The sequence below is a fragment of the Paraburkholderia sp. EG287B genome (assembly GCF_040965595.1).
Taxonomy (GTDB): Bacteria; Pseudomonadota; Gammaproteobacteria; order Burkholderiales; family Burkholderiaceae; genus Paraburkholderia.
On sequence record NZ_JBFRCG010000001.1, the window covers coordinates 97,354 to 118,597 of the forward strand.

The 21,244-nt window shown below is 67.3% G+C and carries 26 protein-coding genes and 1 pseudogene; 19 read left to right on the plus strand and 8 right to left on the minus strand.

From position 1 onward, the window contains the following. Nucleotides 1-48 precede the first annotated feature (48 nt). From AB4Y40_RS00420 to AB4Y40_RS00455, 8 genes and pseudogenes are all read left to right on the plus strand, one after another. Nucleotides 49-1,092 (plus strand): DNA polymerase III subunit delta', encoded by a 1,044-nt coding sequence (locus AB4Y40_RS00420; RefSeq protein WP_368686005.1) that lies wholly within the window; start codon nt 49-51, stop codon nt 1,090-1,092. 51 nt (nt 1,093-1,143) lie between these two features. After that, nucleotides 1,144-1,929: a TatD family hydrolase gene (locus tag AB4Y40_RS00425; RefSeq protein ID WP_368686006.1), complete on the plus strand. Its 786-nt coding sequence runs from the start codon at nt 1,144-1,146 to the stop codon at nt 1,927-1,929. Between the two features lie 67 nt (nt 1,930-1,996). Then, nucleotides 1,997-2,722, plus strand: coding sequence for an ankyrin repeat domain-containing protein (locus AB4Y40_RS00430; protein WP_368686007.1), 726 nt, complete (start codon nt 1,997-1,999; stop codon nt 2,720-2,722). Nucleotides 2,723-2,807: 85 nt separating this feature from the next. Beyond that, complete coding sequence (locus AB4Y40_RS00435) at nt 2,808-3,170, plus strand: Rap1a/Tai family immunity protein (RefSeq protein ID WP_028207010.1); 363 nt, start codon at nt 2,808-2,810, stop codon at nt 3,168-3,170. A 205-nt stretch (nt 3,171-3,375) separates the two neighbouring features. After that, nucleotides 3,376-4,539: pseudogene (locus AB4Y40_RS00440) on the plus strand (mechanosensitive ion channel family protein); the annotation flags it as partial. Between the two features lie 210 nt (nt 4,540-4,749). Then, nucleotides 4,750-6,156: an alpha,alpha-trehalose-phosphate synthase (UDP-forming) gene (gene otsA / locus AB4Y40_RS00445; RefSeq protein ID WP_368686008.1), complete on the plus strand. Its 1,407-nt coding sequence runs from the start codon at nt 4,750-4,752 to the stop codon at nt 6,154-6,156. A gap of 103 nt (nt 6,157-6,259) precedes the next feature. Beyond that, nucleotides 6,260-7,426, plus strand: coding sequence for an AAA family ATPase (locus tag AB4Y40_RS00450; protein ID WP_368686009.1), 1,167 nt, complete (start codon nt 6,260-6,262; stop codon nt 7,424-7,426). Between the two features lie 190 nt (nt 7,427-7,616). Continuing rightward, nucleotides 7,617-8,684, plus strand: coding sequence for a glycosyltransferase family 4 protein (locus AB4Y40_RS00455; RefSeq protein WP_368686010.1), 1,068 nt, complete (start codon nt 7,617-7,619; stop codon nt 8,682-8,684). Between the two features lie 23 nt (nt 8,685-8,707). On the opposite strand, the gene AB4Y40_RS00460 is transcribed toward AB4Y40_RS00455, so the two are convergent. The 3 genes from AB4Y40_RS00460 to AB4Y40_RS00470 all read right to left on the minus strand — a co-directional run bounded on the left by AB4Y40_RS00460 (nt 8,708) and on the right by AB4Y40_RS00470 (nt 10,518). Further along, the gene (locus AB4Y40_RS00460) at nt 8,708-9,295 is read right to left on the minus strand and encodes a YSC84-related protein (protein WP_368686011.1); all 588 of its coding nucleotides are present in this window, start codon (nt 9,293-9,295) and stop codon (nt 8,708-8,710) included. Between the two features lie 127 nt (nt 9,296-9,422). Then, on the minus strand, nt 9,423-9,866 hold the full coding sequence (locus tag AB4Y40_RS00465) for a hypothetical protein (RefSeq protein WP_368686012.1): 444 nt from the start codon (nt 9,864-9,866) through the stop codon (nt 9,423-9,425). Nucleotides 9,867-10,197: 331 nt separating this feature from the next. Then, complete coding sequence (locus tag AB4Y40_RS00470) at nt 10,198-10,518, minus strand: PsiF family protein (protein ID WP_368686013.1); 321 nt, start codon at nt 10,516-10,518, stop codon at nt 10,198-10,200. Between the two features lie 205 nt (nt 10,519-10,723). Between AB4Y40_RS00470 and AB4Y40_RS00475 the strand changes: the two genes are divergently transcribed. Further along, nucleotides 10,724-11,020 (plus strand): YciI-like protein, encoded by a 297-nt coding sequence (locus tag AB4Y40_RS00475; protein ID WP_342923936.1) that lies wholly within the window; start codon nt 10,724-10,726, stop codon nt 11,018-11,020. 46 nt (nt 11,021-11,066) lie between these two features. Here AB4Y40_RS00475 and AB4Y40_RS00480 read toward each other — a convergent pair whose 3' ends face one another. Continuing rightward, nucleotides 11,067-11,738 (minus strand): phosphoribosyltransferase, encoded by a 672-nt coding sequence (locus tag AB4Y40_RS00480; RefSeq protein WP_368686014.1) that lies wholly within the window; start codon nt 11,736-11,738, stop codon nt 11,067-11,069. 268 nt (nt 11,739-12,006) lie between these two features. Between AB4Y40_RS00480 and AB4Y40_RS00485 the strand changes: the two genes are divergently transcribed. Beyond that, entirely contained in the window at nt 12,007-12,228 is a 222-nt protein-coding gene (locus AB4Y40_RS00485; protein ID WP_368686015.1) for a hypothetical protein, read from the plus strand. Between the two features lie 15 nt (nt 12,229-12,243). Here AB4Y40_RS00485 and AB4Y40_RS00490 read toward each other — a convergent pair whose 3' ends face one another. Then, nucleotides 12,244-13,101 carry a LysR substrate-binding domain-containing protein gene (locus AB4Y40_RS00490; RefSeq protein ID WP_368686016.1) on the minus strand — a complete coding sequence of 286 codons (858 nt, stop codon included), beginning with the start codon at nt 13,099-13,101 and terminating at the stop codon, nt 12,244-12,246. Nucleotides 13,102-13,238: 137 nt separating this feature from the next. On the opposite strand from AB4Y40_RS00490, the gene AB4Y40_RS00495 reads away from it, so the two are divergent. The 3 genes from AB4Y40_RS00495 to AB4Y40_RS00505 all read left to right on the plus strand — a co-directional run bounded on the left by AB4Y40_RS00495 (nt 13,239) and on the right by AB4Y40_RS00505 (nt 15,682). Continuing rightward, on the plus strand, nt 13,239-14,399 hold the full coding sequence (locus AB4Y40_RS00495) for a 2-aminoethylphosphonate--pyruvate transaminase (RefSeq protein WP_368686017.1): 1,161 nt from the start codon (nt 13,239-13,241) through the stop codon (nt 14,397-14,399). Between the two features lie 54 nt (nt 14,400-14,453). Then, nucleotides 14,454-15,257: a phosphonoacetaldehyde hydrolase gene (gene phnX, locus AB4Y40_RS00500; protein WP_368686018.1), complete on the plus strand. Its 804-nt coding sequence runs from the start codon at nt 14,454-14,456 to the stop codon at nt 15,255-15,257. Nucleotides 15,258-15,364: 107 nt separating this feature from the next. Beyond that, entirely contained in the window at nt 15,365-15,682 is a 318-nt protein-coding gene (locus AB4Y40_RS00505; RefSeq protein WP_368686019.1) for a YnfA family protein, read from the plus strand. Nucleotides 15,683-15,694: 12 nt separating this feature from the next. On the opposite strand, the gene AB4Y40_RS00510 is transcribed toward AB4Y40_RS00505, so the two are convergent. Then, nucleotides 15,695-16,138: a thioesterase family protein gene (locus AB4Y40_RS00510; protein ID WP_368686020.1), complete on the minus strand. Its 444-nt coding sequence runs from the start codon at nt 16,136-16,138 to the stop codon at nt 15,695-15,697. Nucleotides 16,139-16,333: 195 nt separating this feature from the next. Between AB4Y40_RS00510 and AB4Y40_RS00515 the strand changes: the two genes are divergently transcribed. After that, entirely contained in the window at nt 16,334-16,966 is a 633-nt protein-coding gene (locus AB4Y40_RS00515; RefSeq protein WP_368686335.1) for a GNAT family N-acetyltransferase, read from the plus strand. A gap of 38 nt (nt 16,967-17,004) precedes the next feature. On the opposite strand, the gene AB4Y40_RS00520 is transcribed toward AB4Y40_RS00515, so the two are convergent. After that, nucleotides 17,005-17,181 carry a hypothetical protein gene (locus AB4Y40_RS00520; protein WP_368686021.1) on the minus strand — a complete coding sequence of 59 codons (177 nt, stop codon included), beginning with the start codon at nt 17,179-17,181 and terminating at the stop codon, nt 17,005-17,007. 227 nt (nt 17,182-17,408) lie between these two features. Here AB4Y40_RS00520 and AB4Y40_RS00525 point away from each other — a divergent pair, with 227 nt between their 5' ends. The 5 genes from AB4Y40_RS00525 to AB4Y40_RS00545 all read left to right on the plus strand — a co-directional run bounded on the left by AB4Y40_RS00525 (nt 17,409) and on the right by AB4Y40_RS00545 (nt 20,181). Further along, nucleotides 17,409-17,771 carry a hypothetical protein gene (locus tag AB4Y40_RS00525; RefSeq protein ID WP_368686022.1) on the plus strand — a complete coding sequence of 121 codons (363 nt, stop codon included), beginning with the start codon at nt 17,409-17,411 and terminating at the stop codon, nt 17,769-17,771. A gap of 4 nt (nt 17,772-17,775) precedes the next feature. Beyond that, nucleotides 17,776-18,348, plus strand: a complete 573-nt coding sequence (locus AB4Y40_RS00530; protein ID WP_368686023.1) for a cupin — start codon at nt 17,776-17,778, stop codon at nt 18,346-18,348. A 73-nt stretch (nt 18,349-18,421) separates the two neighbouring features. Next, nucleotides 18,422-18,877 (plus strand): PRC-barrel domain-containing protein, encoded by a 456-nt coding sequence (locus AB4Y40_RS00535; RefSeq protein WP_368686024.1) that lies wholly within the window; start codon nt 18,422-18,424, stop codon nt 18,875-18,877. Between the two features lie 137 nt (nt 18,878-19,014). Then, the gene (gene ppk2 / locus AB4Y40_RS00540; RefSeq protein ID WP_368686025.1) at nt 19,015-19,836 is read left to right on the plus strand and encodes a polyphosphate kinase 2; all 822 of its coding nucleotides are present in this window, start codon (nt 19,015-19,017) and stop codon (nt 19,834-19,836) included. A gap of 90 nt (nt 19,837-19,926) precedes the next feature. Continuing rightward, nucleotides 19,927-20,181, plus strand: coding sequence for an RNA-binding protein (locus tag AB4Y40_RS00545; protein WP_254313976.1), 255 nt, complete (start codon nt 19,927-19,929; stop codon nt 20,179-20,181). Nucleotides 20,182-20,295: 114 nt separating this feature from the next. On the opposite strand, the gene arcC is transcribed toward AB4Y40_RS00545, so the two are convergent. Beyond that, a complete protein-coding gene (gene arcC / locus AB4Y40_RS00550) occupies nt 20,296-21,225 on the minus strand; it encodes a carbamate kinase (RefSeq protein ID WP_368686026.1) in 930 nt (309 codons plus the stop codon). Nucleotides 21,226-21,244 lie beyond the last annotated feature (19 nt).

Here is a 21,244-nt window from a genome sequence, read left to right on the forward strand (position 1 = left end):
TCTTCTTGTGAATTCTACTAAAGATCGCCTAACCGATTGATTCCGAAGATGATCTATCCCTGGCAAACCGACGACTGGCAACGCCTGCAGCAACTGCGCAGCCACTGGCCGCATGCGCTCCTGCTGCATGGCCAGGCGGGCATCGGCAAGCTCCAGTTCGCGCAGCATCTGGCGAAGGGGCTGCTCTGCGAAGCGCCGCAGGCCAATGGCGAGCCGTGCGGCGCCTGTGCGGCCTGCAACTGGTTCGTCCAGGGCAATCATCCGGACTACCGCATCGTCGTGCCCGAGGCATTGGCGGGCGAAATCGGCCCGGCGGGCGACGATGACGCCAAAGCCGACAAGGCTGACAAGGCCGACGGCGAAGAGGGCAAGAAGGGCCGCGCGCCGAGCAAGGAAATCCGCATCGAGCAGGTGCGGGCGCTGCTCGACTTCACGGGCGTGGGCTCGCATCGCGGCGGCCTGCGCGTGGTCGTGCTGTATCCGGCCGAGGCGCTCAACGTCGCCGCCGCGAACGCGCTGCTCAAGACGCTCGAAGAGCCGCCCGCGGGCATGGTGTTCCTCGTGGTGTCGGCGCGCATCGACCGCCTGCTGCCGACCATCATCAGCCGTTGCCGCCAGTGGCCCATGGGCACGCCCGCGCCCGCAGCCGCCGCGGCCTGGCTTGCGCAGCAGGGCGTGGCCGACGCGCCGGCGCTGCTCGCCGAAGCCGGCGGCGCGCCCCTCGCGGCGCTCGCGCTCGCGCACGACGAAAACCGCACGCTGCGCGACTGGACTCTGACCCAGCTCGCGGCAGGCCCCGCCTGCGACGCCTTTGCGTGCGGCGAGACGCTGCAGAAGCTGCCGGTGCCGCTCGTGCTCGGCTGGCTGCAGCGCTGGGTCTACGATCTGCTCGCCGAACGTACGGCGGGCCGCCCGCGCTACTTTCCGCAGGCCGCCGGCGGCCTCGCGCGCTGCGCCGCGAAGCTCGACGCCGCGGCGCTGGCGCGCTACCTGAAGACGGTCACGCGTCAGCGCGCCGTGGAAAACCATCCGCTGAATGCGCGCCTCGTGTTCGAAGAACTCTTTCTCGGCTATCGTGAACTGTTCGCCTGACGGGCGCTGACGTACCCGATCAGGCCCGAATCTTCCATCGCAGGATCACCCATGTTTGTCGATTCACATTGCCACATCAACTTTGAGGGCCTCGGCGACCGCCTCCCGCAGGTGCTCGAGAACATGCGCGCGAACGCCGTCACGCACGCGCTGTGCGTGTCGGTGGACCTCGAGACGCTGCCTTCGGTGCTCGACATCGCGAGCCGTTACGAGAACGTCTACGCGTCGGTCGGTGTGCATCCCGATCACGAGCACATGCGCGAGCCGACGGTGGCCGAGCTGGTCGAGCTGGCCGGGCACCCGAAAGTGGTGGCGATCGGCGAAACGGGGCTCGATTACTTTCGCCTGGGCGAGCGCACGATCGCCGACATGGAATGGCAGCGCGAGCGCTTTCGCACGCACATTCGCGCGGCGCACGCCACGGGCAAGCCGCTCATCGTCCATACGCGAGCCGCTTCGGACGACACCCTGCGCATCATGGAAGAAGAGCGCGCGGGCGAACCGGGCGGCGTGATGCATTGCTTCACGGAGCCGTGGGCGATTGCCGAGCGCGCGCTCGCGCAGAATTTTTACATCTCGCTTTCGGGCATCGTGACGTTCAAGAGTGCGACCGACGTGCAGGAAGTGTCGCGCCGCGTGCCGATCGAGCGCCTTTTGATCGAAACCGATTCGCCATACCTCGCGCCCGTGCCATTTCGTGGCAAACCCAATGAACCTGCGTACGTGAGCCATGTCGGAAGATTCATTGCGCAGCAACGCGGATTGCCGGACGCCGAACTTGGCGCTGTCACCACGCAGAATTTTTTCCGGCTCTTCAAGATCCAGCCGCAGGCCTGAATCGCGAACCGCATGCTGTCAATGGTGTTAAATATCAACGAGATAGCAGATAACGTTAAGGCTTGACATGAACTCGAAACCGCTTTCGCACGCCGCCAACCCTGTTCGCCGTACCGCCGCAGCGCTCGTGCTCGGCGTCGCCGCCACGCTGTTCGGCGCCGCGGCGCATGCCGCTCCGATCGACTCGCTCATCAAGAGCGTCAAGTTCGACGACGACAAGGGCGTGCAAAAGGCGCTCGCTCAAGGCATGGACCCGAACGCCACCGACGACCAGGGCATGCCGCTCCTCGTGCTGGCCGCGCGCGAGAAGTCCGACAAGGTCGGGGCGCTGTTGCTCGACAACCCGAAGACGAACATCGCCGCCGAAGACCGCGCAGGCGAAAACGCACTGATGCTCGCCTCGCTCAACGGCGACGTGGACTTCGTGAAGCTGCTCATCACCAAGGGCGCCGAGGTCAACAAGAAGGGCTGGACGCCGCTGCACTACGCCGCCGCGAACGGCAACGACGATGTCGCGAAGCTGCTGATCGGCTATTCGGCCGACGTCAACGCGCTGTCGCCGAACGGCACGACGCCGCTCATGATGGCCGCGCGCGGCGACCATCTCACGACGCTCCAGATGCTGCTCGAGCACGGCGCGACGCTTGGCGCGAAGAACCAGATCGGCATGACGGCGCTCGATTTCGCGCGCCAGTACAAGGCGCCGGACGCGATCAAGGACCTCACGGCGCGCATGACCCAGGCTGGCCTCTCCACGGCGAGCCCGGCAGCGCCGCAAAACAGTGCAAAATAATGGGGATAAAGACGGCCGCACTGGACCAACGCGGCCGCCCGGCGGCGCTCGATGCGCCGCTCCCCACGACAACTCAAGGAGAACCATGCTGCGGGTTCTGATCTGTGCGGGCGCGATGGCGTTGCCGCTCTCCGCTTTCGCATTCACGGCAAGCGACCTCAACCGGCTCTGCACGAAGACCGATGTGGCTTCGCGCAGCGCGTGCGCTGCCTATATCGAAGGTGCCGCGGACGGCATCTTCAACACCATCGACGCCATCGGCGGCACTACCGGGCCGCGCGTGGGTCAATACTTCTGCCTGCCGCCCGATGCGCGCTCGGCGCAACTCACCGACGCGGTGCGCAAGTACATCGCCGACAACCCGAACGTGGCCGGCTACAACGCCAGTACCGCCATTTCGCTCGGGCTCGGCAAGGCGTTTCCCTGCAAGACCGGCAACGGCAGTTGAAGCCGGCAGGTTCGAGTCGTAACCCGTAGTGGGTAGGTAGACATAGCTACAAACACGGCGCGGCACCGATCACCGCCGCGCCGATCATCATCGAGGCCGCAGCGAGGCCAGCTGTCATCCTCGCCGTGGCCGTCCGCGGGCCTGCGCCCGTGCCGTTTCCAAGAGTCGCCCTTTGCTCAGGATGCTCAGGAGGAACTGGCCGCAGATGCCGACACTCGACGATCTCTCCCGTTTCACCGACGCGCCGTTGCAGGACTGGCTCGGCACGTTGCTCGTGAGCGCGCTCGCGCTCGTTTTCGCGTTCGGCCTGCACTGGGTCGGCGGACGCGTCTTGCTGCGCGTCGCGCGCCCGTATCCGCGGGTCAGCGTGTTCCTGCGTTATATCCGCAAACCGGCGCTCGCCGTGCTCGCGATCCTCGCGATCGAATTCGTCTGGTGGCAGGCGCCTGATTCACTCCGGCATATCAGCGGTCTGCGCGAGCTGTGCGCGTTCGCGCTGATCGCGGCGATCACCTGGCTTTCGGTGCGCTGCGCGGCGGCGATCGGCGAAGCCATCATCGCCGCCCATCCGCTCGACATCGCCGACAACCTGCAGGCCCGCCGCATCCACACCCAGGCCCGCGTGCTCGCGCGCACGGTGATGGTGCTGATCATCATCGTGGGCGTGGGCGCGGCGCTCATGACCTTCCCCAACGTGAGGCAGATCGGCGCGAGCCTGCTGGCTTCGGCCGGGGTTGCCGGTCTCGTTGCCGGTATCGCGGCACGCCCCGTGCTAGGGAATCTGATTGCCGGTTTGCAGATCGCGCTCTCGCAGCCGATCCGGCTCGACGACGTGGTCGTGATCCAGGGCGAGTGGGGGCGCATCGAGGAAATTACCGGCACCTATGTTTCGGTGCGGATCTGGGACCAGCGGCGGCTCATCGTGCCGCTGCAGTGGTTCATCGAGAATCCGTTCGCGAACTGGACGCGCAGCAGCTCGCAGATCATCGGCACGGTGTTCCTGTGGCTCGACTACCGCATGCCGCTCGCGCCGCTGCGCGAGGCGCTCGCGCGCATCGTCGACGGTGCGCCCGAATGGGACCGCCGCGTGCAGGTTTTACAGGTCACCGACGCCAACGAGCGCGCGATGCAGGTGCGCGTGCTGGTGAGTTCGCGCGACTCCGGCCTGAACTTCGATTTGCGCTGCCGCGTGCGCGAAGGACTGCTCGATTTCGTCAACGAGCACTATCCGCAGTTCCTGCCGCGTGCGCGCGCTGAAGTTTCGGCGGAACTCGAAAGCAGCACCGGGGAACTGCCGTCCTTCGTGCGCCGCCCCGCGCGGCAGGCGGCGGCGAGCACGGCGGCCCATACGGAGGCGGATCCCGTGACGGGCACGCGCGTGCCGGGAGACGGCGAGGAGCTGGAGACGCACCGCCCGGCGCGCCCCGACGCGGCGACGGACGTCAAAGCGGTCGAAGCGGCGAAAGGAGCGGAGACAGCGGGAGCCACCGGCGCCCGCGAGCCTGAGACTGAAAGCCGCCGCGACAATGGTTGATAACCGCTGCTAGCGGTCGAAAGAGAAAGGAGGAGGAACAGCAAGATGGGCAGACTGATAGTCGTCTCGAACCGCGTGGCGACGCCGACGGAGACCAAGGGCTCGGCAGGCGGCCTCGCGGTCGGCGTATTCGGTGCGCTGAAGGACGCGGGCGGCGTGTGGTTCGGCTGGAGCGGCGACGTGGTGAGCGAGACGGTGGCGAACGCGGGGCCGACGCTCGTCGAAGAAGGCCACGTCACCTTTGCGACCGTCGGCCTCACGCGCAAGGACTACGATCAGTACTACCGCGGATTCTCGAACGCTACGCTCTGGCCGGTCTTCCACTACCGCAACGACCTCGCGCGCTACGAGCGCGACGAATACGCGGGCTATCGCCGCGTGAACGCGTGGCTCGCGCACAAGCTCATGAAGCTGATCCACCCGGACGACAACATCTGGGTCCACGACTACCACCTGATTCCGTTCGCCGAGGCGCTGCGCTCGGAAGGCGTGCGCAACCGCATCGGCTTCTTCCTGCATATTCCGTTTCCTTCGCCGCAGGTGCTGCAGACCATTCCGCCGCACGACGAACTCGTCAGGTCGCTGTGCTGTTACGACCTGCTGGGCTTTCAGACGCAGAACGACCAGCAGGCGTTTCACGACTACATCGCGCGCGAGGCGCGCGGCAAGGTTCGCGAGCGCGCAGAGAATCCGGAGCATGGCGAAGTCGAGGCGTATGGCCGCAAGCTGCGCACGGGGGTCTACCGCATCGGCGTGTTTCCGGACGAGATCGCCGAGCAGGCCGCGCGCTACGAAAGCCGCCAGCACGTGCTCGACCTCAAGCAGAGTCTGGAAGGGCGCAAGCTCATCATGAGCGTGGACCGGCTCGACTATTCGAAGGGTCTCGTCGAGCGTTTCCATGCGTTCGAGCAGTTGCTGGAAACGTCGCCCGAATGGCGCGGCAAGGTCACGCTCGTGCAGATCGCGCCGCCGACACGCTCGGATGTCGCGAGCTACAAGGTCATACGCGAGGAGCTGGAGCGCGAAGCCGGGCGCATCAACGGCCGCTACTCGGGGCTCGATTACACGCCGATCCGTTACCTGAGCCAACAGTACGACCGCTGGAAACTGATGTCGCTGTTTCGCGAGTCGCAGATCGGCTATGTGACGCCGCTGCACGACGGCATGAATCTCGTCGCCAAGGAGTATGTGGCCGCGCAGAATCCCAACGATCCGGGCGTGCTCGTGCTGTCGATCTTCGCGGGCGCGGCGGCCGAACTCACGGGCGCATTGCTCGTGAATCCTCACGATGCGACCGGCATGTCGGAAGCGCTGGAACGCGCGCTCTCGATGCCGCTCGACGAGCGTCAGGCGCGCTACCAGACCAACATGGAGGCGCTCAGACGCAACGATCTCGGCGTGTGGCGAGACACCTTCCTGCGCGACCTCGCGGCGGTGCCCCAGCCGCGCTGACCGATACGGGGCACAGGCGGTTCGCGCACCGGCACGATTGCGTATGATGCGTGGCTGATCGAGGCACCCGCCACGCGACTGCCACGCCACCCCGCGCACTTCCATGCTGACTACGCTCGCCATCGCCAACTACCGCTCGCTGCGCGAGCTCATCGTGCCGCTCGGTGCGCTCAACGTCGTGACCGGTCCGAACGGCAGTGGCAAGTCGAATCTCTATCGCGCGTTGCGTCTGCTCGCGCTCACGGCGCGTGGCGGCGTGATTCCGTCGCTGGCGCGCGAGGGCGGCCTGCAATCCACGCTGTGGGCGGGCCCTGAGCGCTTCTCGCGCGCCGTCGCCGCAGGGGAACACGCGGTGCAAGGCACGGTGCGCAAGGATGCGGTGAGCCTGCGCCTTGGCTTCGCGGGCGACGCGTTCGGCTATGCAATCGATCTGGGATTGCCGCTGCCTTCGTCCACTTCGCAGTTTTCGCTCGACCCGGTGATCAAGCGCGAATGCATCTGGAGCGGGCCGATCCTGCGGCCCTCGGCGTTGCTCGTGGACCGCCAGGGGCCGATGATCCGCATTCGCGACGCCGCGGGCGAGTGGACGACGCTCGCACAGCCCGTGGCGAGCTTCGACAGCATGATGACGGAGTACGCCGACCCGCGCAGCGCGCCCGAAATGATCGCCGTGCGCGAGCAGATTCGCTCGTGGCGTTTCTACGACCACTTCCGCACCGACGAGCACGCGAGCGCGCGCCAGGTGCAGATCGGCACGCATTCGCCGGTGCTCGCCGACGACGGCGCGAACCTCGCCGCCGCGCTGCAGACGATCCGCGAGATCGGCGACGGCGAGGCGCTCGATACTGCCATCGGCGACGCCTTTCCGGGCGCGCGCGTCGAAATCGTGAATCACGAAGGACGCTTCGAGGTGGCGCTGCGCCAGGAAGGGCTATTGCGGCCGCTGCGCGGCGCGGAACTGTCGGACGGCACCTTGCGCTACCTGCTGCTCGCGGCCGCGCTGCTGAGCCCGCGGCCGCCCGGCCTGCTGGTGCTCGACGAACCCGAGACGAGCCTGCATCCGGACCTGCTGCCATCGCTCGCGCGGCTCATCGCACGGGCGTCGCGGCACTCGCAGGTCACCGTCGTCTCGCACGCGGTGCGGCTCGTGGCGGCGCTGGAGCGCGAGGCCGGCAGCCAGTCGGTCGTGCTCGAACGGCGCCTCGGCGCAACCGGGTTCGCCGATCCCGACACGCTCGACGTGCCGGCCTGGAAATGGCCCGCCAGGTAGGCCGGTAGGGCAAACGCAGGGGTTGTTTCGGCATGTAACACCGTATAGAAATTGAAAGACTGGCGGCGCGCGCGCCCGGCTTGCCGAATAATGGGACAACTGCTGCGTCGCCGATGGCCGCCCGGACCTGGCTTAGAATGACCGGCACCGCAAGAACGGGCAACGCGGCCCCGTTTCCTGGAGACACACGATGAGAATTGCGCAGATCGCCCCGCTGACCGAATCGGTCCCGCCGAAGCTCTATGGCGGCACCGAGCGCGCCGTGTCGTATATCACCGAAGCGCTGGTCGAACTCGGGCACGATGTCACGCTGTTCGCGAGCGGCGATTCGCTCACGAGCGCGAAGCTCGAGCCCGTGTGGCCCCGTGCGCTGCGGCTCGACCCCGGCATCCGCGACCGCATTGCACCGCACATGCTGCTGATGGAAATGGTGCGCCGCCAGGCCGACCAGTTCGACGTGTTGCATTTCCATATGGACTACTACTCGTTTTCGGTGTTCAAGCGCCAGGAAACGCCGTTCGTGACGACGCTGCACGGCCGTCTCGACCTGCCCGAGCAGCAGCCGGTCTTCGATACGTTCAACACCGCGCCCGTCATCTCGATCTCGAACGCACAGCGCCAGCCGATGCCGCAGGCGCGCTGGCTGCGTACGGTCTACCACGGCCTGCCCGAGACGCTCTACACGCCGCAGCCCGTCGAGCCGCGCTATCTGGCGTTTCTCGGCCGCATTTCGCCGGAAAAACGCGTCGACACGGCGATACGGATTGCCGGGCGCTGCGGGCTGCCCATCCGCATCGCCGCGAAGGTCGACGAAGCCGACCGCGAGTATTTCGAGCGCGACATCAAGCCGTTGCTTGCGCTGCCGCACGTCGAGTACGTGGGCGAGATCAACGACGGCCAGAAGGCCGAATTCCTCTCCGGCGCCCATGCGCTGCTGTTCCCGATCGACTGGCCGGAGCCGTTCGGCCTCGTGATGATCGAGGCGATGGCGTGCGGCACGCCCGTGATCGCGTTCAATCGCGGCGCCGTGCCGGAGGTGGTGGAAGAGGGCGTGACGGGCTTTATCGTCGAGGACGAAATCGGCGCCGTGGCGGCGGTCAATCGCATCGCGCGCGTTCCGCGCGCCGGCGTGCGGCGCCGCTTCGAAGAGCGTTTCACCTCGCACCGCATGGCGCAGGAGTACGTGCAGGCGTACGAGGCGGTGATTCGCGCGAACAAGCGCTCGCGCTTCAAGGTGATCGATACGTCCGCGAGCTGAGCACGCGGACGTTCGCGGTGCGCCTAGAGGTCGAGTTTCGTGATCTTCGTGCCGCCGAGCGAGAGGTCGCCGATCAGCCCGCTGTTGGTGAGCACGAAGACCTGCACGGGCTTGGTGGCCGTGGTGGTGTCGATCGAGCCGTTCGCGCCGACCTTCACGAGCGCGACCGATGCGTCGCCACCTGCCGACCAGCCGCTCGAATTGCGGAATTTCGCCAGCGCGTCTTCGGTCATGAAGAGATAGATGACGGACTTCGACTGCACGCCGAGCGTTGCGCCGACCGAAGCCGACGACGTGCTGTAGAAGCCGACCGTGCTGCCGCCCACGCGCAGTGCGCCGTCGCCGTGTTCGCCGCCGACGCCGATGCCAGCCTGGATCACGCGCGGAAACACGAGAATGCCGCGGGCCTTGCCGACCAGCTCGCGCGAGCCCGGCACGGTCTGATAGAGGCGCGACAGGGTGGCGTCGATGTCGGAGTTGATCGAGTCGGCGCGCGACGCGTTGGTCGCGGGGCTGGGTGCCTGGCTGCCGGTGGTGGTGCAGCCCGAGAGTGCCGCGACGCCGACGGCGATTGCGACAGAAGCCTTCAAAAGCATGCGAGATGCATTCATCTTGTTCTCCGTTCTAGTTGCCGGGCGCCGCGATGTCACGGCGTCCCGTCGTTATACCCGAACGTCCCGACTCGCTCTTTGAGGCTGCGCAGCACAAGCGCTGTGCGCTGGGCATGCACGAAACGCGCTAGCGCTCCGGCACGGGCTTGGCCGTGGGCCGCCGCAGGGCGCGCTTCACGCCGCCGATCAGCACGCCGAGCGCGAGCAGCACCGCAGCGGGCACGACCCAGTAACCGACGAACGCGTGCCACAGGTAGCCCACGAGCGTCGTGCGCCGCACGGCGTATTCGTCGCGCGCTTCCTGGTGGCGCTGCGCGTTCGCCGCGAGCACCCCGGCGGGGCAGCCGGCCGCACGCGCGGATTCGGGCGTGCCGTGGCAGCGCAGCGGGGCGCCGGCGTCGCGCTCGGCGTCGGTGAAGGTCCAGGAGGTCAGCGCGCGCTGCAGATCCGCGCGGTTATACGCCATCTCGTCCTGAACCTCGCGCACCACGACGATCATCACCGGCACGAGCCAGAAGGTGATCACCATGAGCCAGCGGCGAAACCAGCGGTTCTTGTGTCTCCATGCCATCTGCGCCTCCGTTCGATGCCATCGGCATCAACGTCAACGCGGCAGCCCGATGGCTAATGGGTGATTGCGCGGGGAGGGGCCGCCGCTGCAGCCATCATAGGAGAAAAACGGCGCGGCCGAATGCGGGCGATGACGCAAATCCGCGCAAACCGGCACGATTTCGCCTGCGTCGACGATGGTTCGCACAACCGACGACACGGGCGCGTGCAGATCGAGAAACCGCTGCAGCGCACAAAACCGGCGCACAAAAAAACGCGCCGCAGCGTTGGCTGCGGCGCGCGGATCTTGCGGCTGCAAAAGGGTGCGGGAGGCTTGCCCGGACCCGCTTCGCTCAGCTCTTCGTCGAGAGGCAGGTCTTCATGAATGCCTTGCGGTCGTCGCCCTTCTTGTCGCCGGCCTGGGCGTTGCACGCCTTCATGCGCTCTTGCTGGGTCATGGTCGGAGCGGGGGCGCCGGCAGCCGAAAGGCACTGCTTCATGAATGCCTTGCGGTCGTCGCCTTTCTTGTCGCCGGCCTGGGCGTTGCAGGCCTTCATCTTGTTCTGCTGGCTGTTCGCCGCCGGTGCGGAAGCGGGTGCGGCGGTCTGTGCGAACGCCGGCGCGGCCAGCACGCCGCCCAGCACGATTGCAGCAATGACGGATTGCATCTTCATCGTTCACTCCCTTGACTTTGGACGTTCTCAGTTGACGTGCGGCCCGCCGTGCATAGCTGGTGCGCCTTGCGCGCGCCGCCATTATGGCAAAGCCGCCATTAAAACGACGCAGCGATGTGTTCGGTTGACGCGCGCGCTGCTGCACAATGTTCGCTATCGGCCGTCGACCCCGTCCGGCGCGGCCGCAACGACACGGAGAACGCGCATGCATTACCTCTTGATGTACGAACTCGCAGACGACTACCTCGAACGCCGCCCCGAACACCGCAGCGCGCATCTGCAACTGGCATGGGCCGCCGTCGAACGCGGCGAGTTGCTGCTAGCGGGGGCGATAGCCGATCCCGTCGACAACGCGCTGCTGCTATTCCAGGGCGACAGTCCGGCCGCGGCCGAGGCGTTCGCGCGCGCCGACCCGTATGTGCTCTCGGGGCTCGTGAAGCATTGGCGCGTGCGGCCCTGGCAAACGGTGGTGGGCGAAGCGGCATCGAATCCGGTGCGATAGGGCGCGAGGGGGGCCGTTGTGACAGCGGCGGCACGACCGGCGCGCCCTAGACCGGTGCCTCGCCGTTCGCGTCGTCAGCCGCCGCTTGAGTCAGCAGTTCGCGCACGGTGTCGTCGCTGACCTGATCGAAGTCCAGATAGAACTGGCCGACGCTGTAGAACGCCTCGGGCGTGCGCGCACAGACGAATTCGTCCACGGTCCCGCCGAGCCGGTCCTGCGAGCCCGCGGGCGCGACGGGCAGCGCCGCGACGATGCGTGCGGGGCCGAGCGTGGCGAGCGCGAGCGCCGCTGCCTTGAGCGACGCGCCCGTGGCCATGCCGTCGTCGACGATGACCGCCACGCGGCCCGCCACCGCGAGCGGCGCACGCTCGCCGCGATAGCGCGCCTCGCGCCGGCCAAGCTCGATGCGTGCAAGCGCCATGGCGCTCTGCAACTGGGCCTCGCTCACGCCGGCGCTGCGCACCAGCGCGCTGTCCACGTACTGCGCGCCGTTCGACGACAGCGCGCCCATGGCGAGTTCCGGCTGCCAGGGCAGGCCGAGCTTGCACACGGGCAGGACATCGAGCGGCACCTGCAGCGCCTTCGCGACTTCGTAGGCTACCGGCACGCCGCCGCGCGGGAGCGCGAGCACGATGACGTCGCGTCTGCCCGCATAGGCCGTGAGCGGGCCGGCGAGCAAACGGCCCGCCTCGCGGCGATCGGTAAAGGGGCGTTCCATGAAGAGGTCCTCCCGTCTCGTTGCAGGCAAACAGGCCAATGGCCGCGCAACGATGCGTTCAGTTTGCCACTCGCAGCCACGCGCTGCTGGTAAAAAGGCACCCCGCCGGCTTCCACGAAGCGCCGCGCGGCGCGAGCGGGGCGTGCATGCCACCGCACGCGCGATCCAATGCGGCGCGGCGCTCATTTCAATACGCGGATTTCTCGTTTGGCGCGCGCGTGTCGCCTCGCTACGATGAAGTCGATCCCGCCACCTACGAGGTCTCGCCATGTCCGAATCCGCCTCCTTCAAGCCGCGCGTCGTCGAACCGGTCGTGCCCGATGCGCCCGACGGCCTCGGCCTCGCCGTCGAACTGTGGCTCGCGCGCCCGGTCGACGGCATCGCGGGCCGGTCGCTGCGCATTCACCTGCGTCACGGCGCGCGCATGGAGCAGGCCGAAACGCTGCGCGATCTGCTCCATGCCGTCGGCACCGCCATCGTGGTGTCCTGACGGCCCTCCGGGCGCTCAATCGAGCGGGGTGGCGAAGAGCGCGTCGAGCAGATTCGACGAGGACGTGTCGGCGAGGCGCGTGAGCGATTCGACCATGCGCACCTGGCAGTCCACGAGCGGCAACATGCGAATGCGCCGCGACTCGCCGAATTCCGCATGCGCGATCACGCCCGCGCCCACGCCCTGCGCAATCGCGGTTTGCAAGGCCTCACGGCCATCCACGTAGAGCACGGGCTGGACCTGCAGTCCTTTACGCACGAGTTCGGCTTCGAGCAACTGCTGCGTGACCGAATGCGTTTCGCGAAATACCATGGGCTCGCGCACGAGCTCCTCGTAGGTCATGCGGCGCTTTTTCGCGGCGGGGCTCTCGGCGGGCACGACCGCGACCAGCGGTTCCTCGCGCAGCACGCGGGCCTGCAGCCGGCTGTGCACCTGACGCGCGGCCGTGATGGCGGCGTCGGCTTCGCTCGCGAGGACGCGGCGCATGCATTCGGTCGCGTTCGCGATCGACAGCTTGATCACCACCCCCGGATAGCGCCTCCTGAACGCGCCGATCAGCTTGATGGCGAGGTCGGGCGCGTCGGCGGCGAGCGCGAGTTCGCCCGATTCGAGCGCGCCTGCCGCTTCGAGCAGCCGCCGCGCGTCGCGCTCACACCCCACCATCTGTCGCGTCACCGCGAAGAGTCGTCGCCCGAGTTCGGTGAGTTCCACACCGCGAGGCCCGCGCTCGAAGAGTTTGACCCCGAAATCCTGTTCGAGCCGCCGCACATGGTCCGACACGGCCGGCTGCGTGAGGGAGAGCGCCTGCGCGGCGCGTGAGAACCCGCCGTGTTCGGCGACCGCGTGAAAAGCCCGCAACTGCGCGTATTGCATGTCGAAGCGCTCCGGCGACAGGGAATAAAACAGGGGATAAGTTAAACTTATATTGGCATCGATTATATCGATTTTACCGATGGCGAGCACTGCGTTAACGTGTCGGGATTGACAGTCCCGACGCCACTGGAGCCCGCATGACCACCCCCGCCGAGCCGTATCTCCTGACCCCCGGACCGCTGACTACCGCGGCCTCGACCAAGGCCGCGATGCAGCGCGACTGGGGCTCGTGGGACGCCGACTTCCGTGCCATGACCGCGCAATTGCGCGCCGCGCTGCTTCAGATCGCGGGCGACGAGCAGGGTGAATACGACTGCGTGCCGTTGCAGGGCAGCGGCAGCTATTGCGTCGAGGCGATGCTCGGCAGCTTCGTGCCGCGCGACGGCCACGCGCTCGTGCTCGCCAACGGCGCGTATGGCAAGCGCATCGCCACGACGCTGCGCTACCTGGGCCGCCAGCACACCGTGCACGACACCGGCGACTACCTGCCGCCGCGCGCAGAAGACGTCGAACAGCTGCTGATCGCGAACCCGGACATCACACATGTCGTCGTCGTCCATTGCGAGACCAGCTCGGGCATTCTGAACCCGATCGAAGCGATCGCGGCCGTGACGGCCCGCCAGGGGCGGCGCCTGCTGGTCGACTCGATGAGCGCGTTCGGCGCGGTGCCGCTCGACGTGCGCACGCTGCCTTGCGACGCGTTCGTCTCCTCGGCCAACAAGTGCATCGAGGGCGTGCCGGGCTTCGGCTTCGTGATCGCGAAAAAAGCAGTTCTGAACGACGCGAAGGGCGTGAGCCACTCGCTCGCGCTCGATATCTACGACCAGTGGGACGTCATGAACCGCACCGGCCAGTGGCGCTTCACGCCGCCCACGCACGCGGTGGCCGCGTTCATCGAGGCGCTGCGCCTGCACGCGCTCGAAGGGGGCCGGCCAGGGCGCCTCGCGCGCTATGCGCGCAACCGCGACGTGCTCGTCGAGGGCATGCGCGAGCTCGGTTTCGAGCCGCTGCTGACCGAAGCCTGGCGCTCGCCCATCATCGTCACGTTCTTTTCGCCGGCCGATCCCGCATTCGACTTCGCGCGCTTCTACGAACTCATGAAGTCGCAGGGTTTCATCATCTATCCGGGCAAGCTGACGAGCGTGGAGAGCTTCCGCATCGGCTGCATCGGCGCGCTCGACGAGACCGTCATGCGCCGCGTCGTGGCCGCGTGCGGCGAAGCGCTGCGCACGCTCGGCGTGGCAAGTGCCGCGCCCGCGCCGGTCGACCTCGGCGCACGCGAAGCGCTCGCCGCTTGATGCGCGCATACCGTCAAGACTCCCCATCATCGATTTTTTAGCAGGACGCATGCAATGAAACACGTCAAGGCAGTAATTTTCGACTGGGCCGGCACCGTGGTCGACTACGGCTCGCGCGCGCCAATGGGCGCCTTCGTCGAGACCTTCGAGCAATTCGGCGTGCCGATCACGATCGACGAGGCGCGCGGGCCGATGGGCATGGCCAAGCGTCCGCACATCGCGGCGCTGATGGCGCTGCCGCGCGTCGCGGCGGCATGGGAAACGCGCTACGGCCACGCGCCGGGCGAAGCCGATATCGACGCCGTGTACGACGTCTTCGTGCCGAAGAACGTCGCCGTGGCCGCGCAGTACAGCGACGTGATTCCGGGCGTCGCCGCCGTGACCGCCGCGCTGCGCGCCGACGGCGTACGGATCGGCTCGACCACGGGCTACACGCGCGAAATCATCGACCAGATCGTGCCGGGCGCGAAGGCTCAGGGTTTCGATCCGGACAGCATCGTTTGCACGGGCGACACGCCCGAGGGCCGGCCTTCGCCGTACATGATCTACCGCACGCTGCCGCAGCTCGGCGTGTGGCTCGCGCGCGACGCGATCAAGGTGGACGATACCGAAGTCGGCATCGAAGAGGGCATCAACGGCGGGACGTGGGCGGTGGGTGTCGCGGTGAGCGGCAACGCGTTCGGCCTGACCGAAGAAGAAGTCCGCGCGCTCGCGCCCGAAGAATTCGCGCGCCGCCGTGCCGCGGCCGCGGAACGCCTGCGCGCGGCGGGCGCGCACTACGTGATCGACAGCGTCGCCGATCTGCTGCCCGTGGTGAACGAGATCGAAGCGCGGCTGGCCCGCGGCGAGCGGCCCTGAGGCTACCTGAAGGCAACTGAGGGCGACTGAGGGGCACGTTGAGAACAACACGCAGGCGGCCTCGCCGCTTGCGTTACCATGGGCGCCCCTGCCACCAGCCGCCGCCCATGAAGACGTTTGTGCTTTTCGTCGTGACCGCGCTCGCCGAGATCATCGGCTGCTATCTGCCTTACCGCTGGCTGCGCGAAGGCGCGAGCGCGTGGCTCCTCGTGCCCGCCGCGGCCTCGCTCGCGCTCTTCGCGTGGCTGCTCACGCTGCACCCCACGGCCGCCGGGCGCACCTATGCGGCCTACGGCGGCGTCTATGTCTGCGTGGCGATTCTCTGGCTCTGGGCCGTCGAGGCGATCCGGCCGAGCCCCTGGGACTGGGCCGGCATCGGCTTCACGCTCGCCGGCATGGCGCTCATCATGTTCCAGCCGCGCTGAGCGCACCCGGACTCAGGCGAGCGTATTGACCTGCGGAAACTTGTCACGGAAGGCCTGCGGCATCGGCACGACCTTTTTCGCTTCGTAGTCGAAGAACACGAAGCCCGATTTCGCCATGGCGATGAGCGCGCCATCGGCGGGCCGCGTGATACGGAAGATAATGTCGCCGCCGTACTTGTTGAAATCCATGATGCCCACCTCGAAGCACAGCGCGTCGCGCGCGTAGGCTTCGGCGCGATAGGTCGTGGCGAGGTCGGTGACGATGATGCTCGTGTGCGCGTCCTTCATGTCTTCGATGCCCGCGTCGAACAGAAAACGCGCGCGCGCCTCGGAAATCATCGAGATCATCGAATCGTTGGCGAGGTGATTGGCCGAATTGATGTCGGTGACGCGCACCGTGAGGTGCGTCGAGTAGTAGAACTGGTGTTCGGGAAAGTGGAGCTCGATGCGGGCCATGATGCGATGCGAAAAATTGGGGACGGGCGGCGCCATCGGGCTTGCACGGCGTGGGCGCCGGGCCCGATTGTAACGGCAGGCGCGCCGCCGCCGGCGCCAGCCCGGCGCTAGAATGCGTGAGCGTTTTGCCCCAAAGCGGCCCGGCGCGTTGCCTCCACGCACTGCCACATTCCATCGATTCCCGCCATGACCGACATGCCCGGCCCCGCATCCCGAACCGCCGCCGATGCCACCCCCGCGCCGCACGACCTGCCCACGCTGAACGGCAGCACGGTCGCGCTGCACCCGTTGCGCGCGCAGGACGCGCCGCGCCTCGTCGCCGCGGCGGCGGACGGCGAACTCTGGAACCTCAAGGTGACGGTGGTGCCCGAGCCCGCGACCGTCGACGCCTGGATCGCGAGGGCGCTCGATGGCGTGCGCGCCGGCACCGTGATCCCGTTCACGATCCGCCTGCGCGAGAGCGATCGCGTGGTGGGCAGCACGCGCTTCTGGAAGGTCGACCGGGAGAACCGCAAGCTGGAGATCGGCTCCACGTGGCTCGCGGCGTCGGCGCAGCGCTCCATCGTGAACACGGAGGCGAAGTTCCTGATGCTGGGCTACGCCTTCGAAACGCTCGGCTGCGTGCGCGTGCAGTTCACGACCGACGTACTCAACGCGAAGTCGCGCGCGGCGATCCTGCGGCTCGGCGCAAAAGAAGAGGGGGTGGTGCGGCGCGAACGCATCATGCCGGACGGCCGCAAGCGCGACTCCCTGCGCTTTAGCATCATCGAGGACGAATGGCCCGAGGTGAAGGCGGGCCTGTTGCGCCGCTTGCAGGCGGCCGGCTGAAGCGCTGCCGCATCCATGGCGGCGCGAGGGCGCTGGCGCTAGCCCAGGCGCTCCGGTGGCGATTCAGGCGGCGGATCGCCTTCCGGCACGGGCGGCGGCTCGGTGTCCGGCACCGGAGGAGGCGGCGGACGATGTGGATTGTCGGGCTCCTCGGTCGGCAGATGAGCCTCGGGACCGCGGCGAACACGAGCGGCGGGCAGGAAATTCGAACGCATAGACCTCTCCGGGATACGCGAAGCGTGCGCCAGATGGGGCGCCGCAGCACCTCGGCCTCGCTTTCGCGCGAATCGATTTGCCCGGCTGGGCGCAAACGCCGTGCCCCGCGAGGCTGCCCGGGCCGGTACGCGGGTTGCTGCTCATCAAGCAGGGACCTGCGCGGGCAACTCGCTTCGACGCTGCGAGGTCCTCGCATCCGGGCTCGCAACGTACCGAAGGAGGATCGATGACCAGGCACACCCCATCGACGAAGGGTTTCAGGGCGCGCGCGCTCGCGCTGGCACTCGTCCTGGAAGGAGCAGCGGCGGGCGGCGCGCTCGCGCAGGACAATACCGGCGCGGATCGGCCGACCACGGCGCCCGCCACGGAGTCGAGCGGGGCGAAGGCCAATGGCGTGTATCCGGCGCCCACCCAGGGCGTCGAACAGGGCGTGCCCGCCAGCAAAGGCGCACAGGCCACGCGAACGACGCATTCCTCGAAACGCAAACCGCATCACGCGAAACAACCGGTAAAGGGCGCGGCAAAAGCAACGACAAACCGCGCGGCGAGCGCGTCGGCCGCGGCGGGCGGCAGCGATGCGAGGGAGTAAGACGATGCACGAAAATCGCGCTTTTCATTTGCCGCGCCATCTGCGCGAAAGCCGCCCGGCCCAACGCGCTAGTGGCGTCGAAACTTTCCGCCTGGCCGCGCACGGCTGGGTGCCGAACAACGCCCGGCTTCCCGTCATCGTCTATCGGCGCGCGCTGGCGCCGGGTGCACAGGACCTGGCACGCGCGTTCAACGAACGCTTCGAGGCGAACGGCTGGCCGGTGCAATGGCTCGACGGCGTCTTCGACTATCACCATTTCCACTCCACGGCGCACGAGGTGCTGGGCGTGTTCGCCGGCACGGCCGAACTGATTCTCGGCGGCCCGGGCGGGCGCGTGCTGCGCGTGCATGCCGGCGACGCGCTGCTGCTGCCGGCCGGCACCGGTCATTGCCTGCTATCGCTGGCCGGCGGCTTCCGCGTGGCGGGCGGCTATCCGCGCGGGCAGCAGTGGGACATCCGCCGCGACGCGCTCACGTCGGCGGAGTTGCGCGCGATGCAGGCGCTGCCGTATCCCGCGAGCGATCCCCTCTACGGCGAACGTGGGCCGCTGATCGAGCACTGGCTCGCGCAGGCGTGAGCGACGCGCCGGGCACAGCGCTTGCATTCACGCGGTATTCGCCGTGCATTCGCACAAGGGAGAGGGGGATACCATGACGACACCATCGAATCGCCCGCTGAATTTGCCGCTGAAACTGCGCGAGCTGGTTTGCCGTCGCGCCTCTGCGCTCGTCGTCGCGTTCGGGTGCACGTTCGGCTGTGCGCTGGGCGTGCCGTCTGCCGCGCTCGCCCAGGGCGCGCCGCAATCGATCGCCGTGCAGCGCATGGCGACGGTGCAGTCGGGCACCGGCTTTCGCGCCTCGAAGCTCGTGGGCTCCGACGTCTACGACAATAGCGGCAGCAAGATCGGCGCGATCGACGACATCGTGCTCGAGTCGCCAAACCAGGGTGCCTTCGCGATTCTCTCCGTGGGCGGCTTCCTCGGTCTGGGCAAGCATCTCGTGGCCGTGCCGTTCAACGACTTGCGCATCGACAGCAAACAGATCGTGCTGCCGGCCGACAAGGACCAGCTGAAGGCCATGCCCGAGTTCAACTACGCTCACGAATGACGCGCTCGTACGCAAGTGTGATTGCCGGAGGTCAAGACGGTCAGTGCCTGAGTCTAAAGTCTTATTGCGCGCCCCTCGTCCGCGCCCCATAGTGGATGGATGCCTCGTGTGAGGCGTCTGAAGCGGGGAGCGATTCAATGGCGAAGAAAGAGGAAGTCAAGGCCGCGAGCGCAGCCGAGCCGGCGGAAAAACTCAGCGAAAAGGCCTATCAAAAGGAACTCGAGCGCCTGCATGGTGAACTCGTTCGCTTGCAGGAGTGGGTCGTCCAGAAGCGCCTCAGGGTATGCATCCTGTTCGAAGGCCGCGACGGCGCAGGCAAGGGCGGCACGATCAAGGCGCTCACCGAACGCGTGAGCCCGCGCGTGTTTCGCGTATTCGCGCTGCCCGCGCCCACGGAGCGCGAGAAGTCGCAAATGTACTTCCAGCGCTACCTGCCGCTGCTGCCCGCCGCGGGCGAAATCGTGGTGTTCGACCGCAGCTGGTACAACCGTGCGGGCGTCGAGCGCGTGATGGGCTTTTGCACACCGGAACAGGCCACGGAATTCCTGCGCGGCGTGCCGCTCATCGAGCGCGCCATCATCGACTCGGGCACGATCCTCATCAAGTTCTGGCTCGAAGTGAGCCCGAAAGAGCAGACCCGGCGCCTCGAAGGGCGCATCAACGATCCGCGCAAGATCTGGAAGCTTTCGCCCATGGACCTCCTGTCGTATAGCCGCTGGTACGACTATTCACGCGCGCGCGACGAGATGTTCGACATGACGGATACGCCGGAATCCCCATGGTTCGTTGTCCGATCCGATGACAAGAAACGCGCGCGCCTGAACGTCATCAGCCATATTCTGAACGCCATTCCGTATAAAACGCTGCCGCGCGACAAGGTCACGCTGCCCGAGCGCCAGAAGCCACAAGGCTACCGCGACCCGGACTATCCTTACCGCTACGTGCAGGAGAAGTACTGAGCGGCATCGCGTCCGATCCGGCGCAGCTTGTCGTCGCGCCGGATCAAACCACACTATCATCACGATTGAACGCTCAAGAGGGGTTAGACCATGGCCGAGCTGCTGCTGGGTAATATCGACGAACACGTCACGGACGCCGAAATTAACGAGTTTCTGGAGCGCTACGGTTTTCCGCCGTACGACGCGATTCAGCGCATCGAGGGCGCGGGCCGTCCCGGCGCGCTGCTCACCTTCCACGCCGCGAGCGAGGAGGGGCTGCGCAGGCTGCAGGGCCGCATTAACAACCTGTTCTGGCGCGAGCACACCATCAGCGCCCAGGTCATGCCGCCGGCACGCGAGGAATAGGCGCCGCGCAAAGACACAACAGGGCGCGCACCGCGGCTACGCCAGCTGCGGTGCGCGCCCTGCATTTTCAGGCGCCGTTTCGAGGCGGCCGTTCTCGGGCCGAACAGGCCGGCCTCAATAGAAGATCAGGCCCGGCCGCTGCGTGCTCACGCGCGTGCCCGCCTTGCCCTGGGTGATCGCCACGATATCGGCCAGCGCGCCGATTACCGCATCCTTGCCGGTGTTGCGCGCGAACTCCGCGGCCGCCATGACCTTCGGTCCCATCGACCCGGCCGCGAACCCCATCTTCTCCAGCTCCTCGGGATGCGCGCTCGCAATCGCCTTTTGCGACGGCTTGCTCCAGTCGACGTACGCGGCGTTCACGTCGGTGGCGATGATGAGCATGTCGGCCTCCAGCTCCTGCGCGAGCAGGGCGGAGCACAGATCCTTGTCGATCACGGCCTCCACGCCGCCCAGCTTGTGGCCTTCGCCGTAGAGCGTCGGAATGCCGCCGCCGCCCGCGCAAATCACGATCGTGCCGCGCTCGAGCAGCCATTTCACGGGGCGGATCTCGAAGATGTGCTTCGGCCGCGGGCTCGCCACGACACGGCGGAACTTGTCGCCGTCCGGGGCGATGGCCCAGCCGCGCTCGGCGGCGAGCGTCTCCGCCTGCTCCTTCGTGTAGACCGGGCCGATCGGCTTGCTCGGATGCTGGAACGCCGGATCGTTCGCGTCCACTTCGACCTGGGTGAGGATGGTCGCGAACGGCACCTCGTACGGCAGGAGATTGCCGAGTTCCTGCTCGATCATGTAGCCGATCATGCCCTCGGTCTGCGCGCCGAGCACGTCGAGCGGGTAGCCGGGCACGTCCTTGTAGGCCTCGCCCTGCAGCGCGAGCAGGCCGACCTGCGGCCCGTTGCCGTGGGCGATCACCAGTTCGTTGCCCTGCGCGATCTGCGCGATCTGGGTGGCCGCGAGGCGCACGTTCTCGCGCTGGTTTTCCGCCGTCATCGGCTCGCCGCGACGCAGCAGCGCGTTGCCGCCAAGCGCAATCACGATTCGCATGTCTGACTCCCAAGGTGAT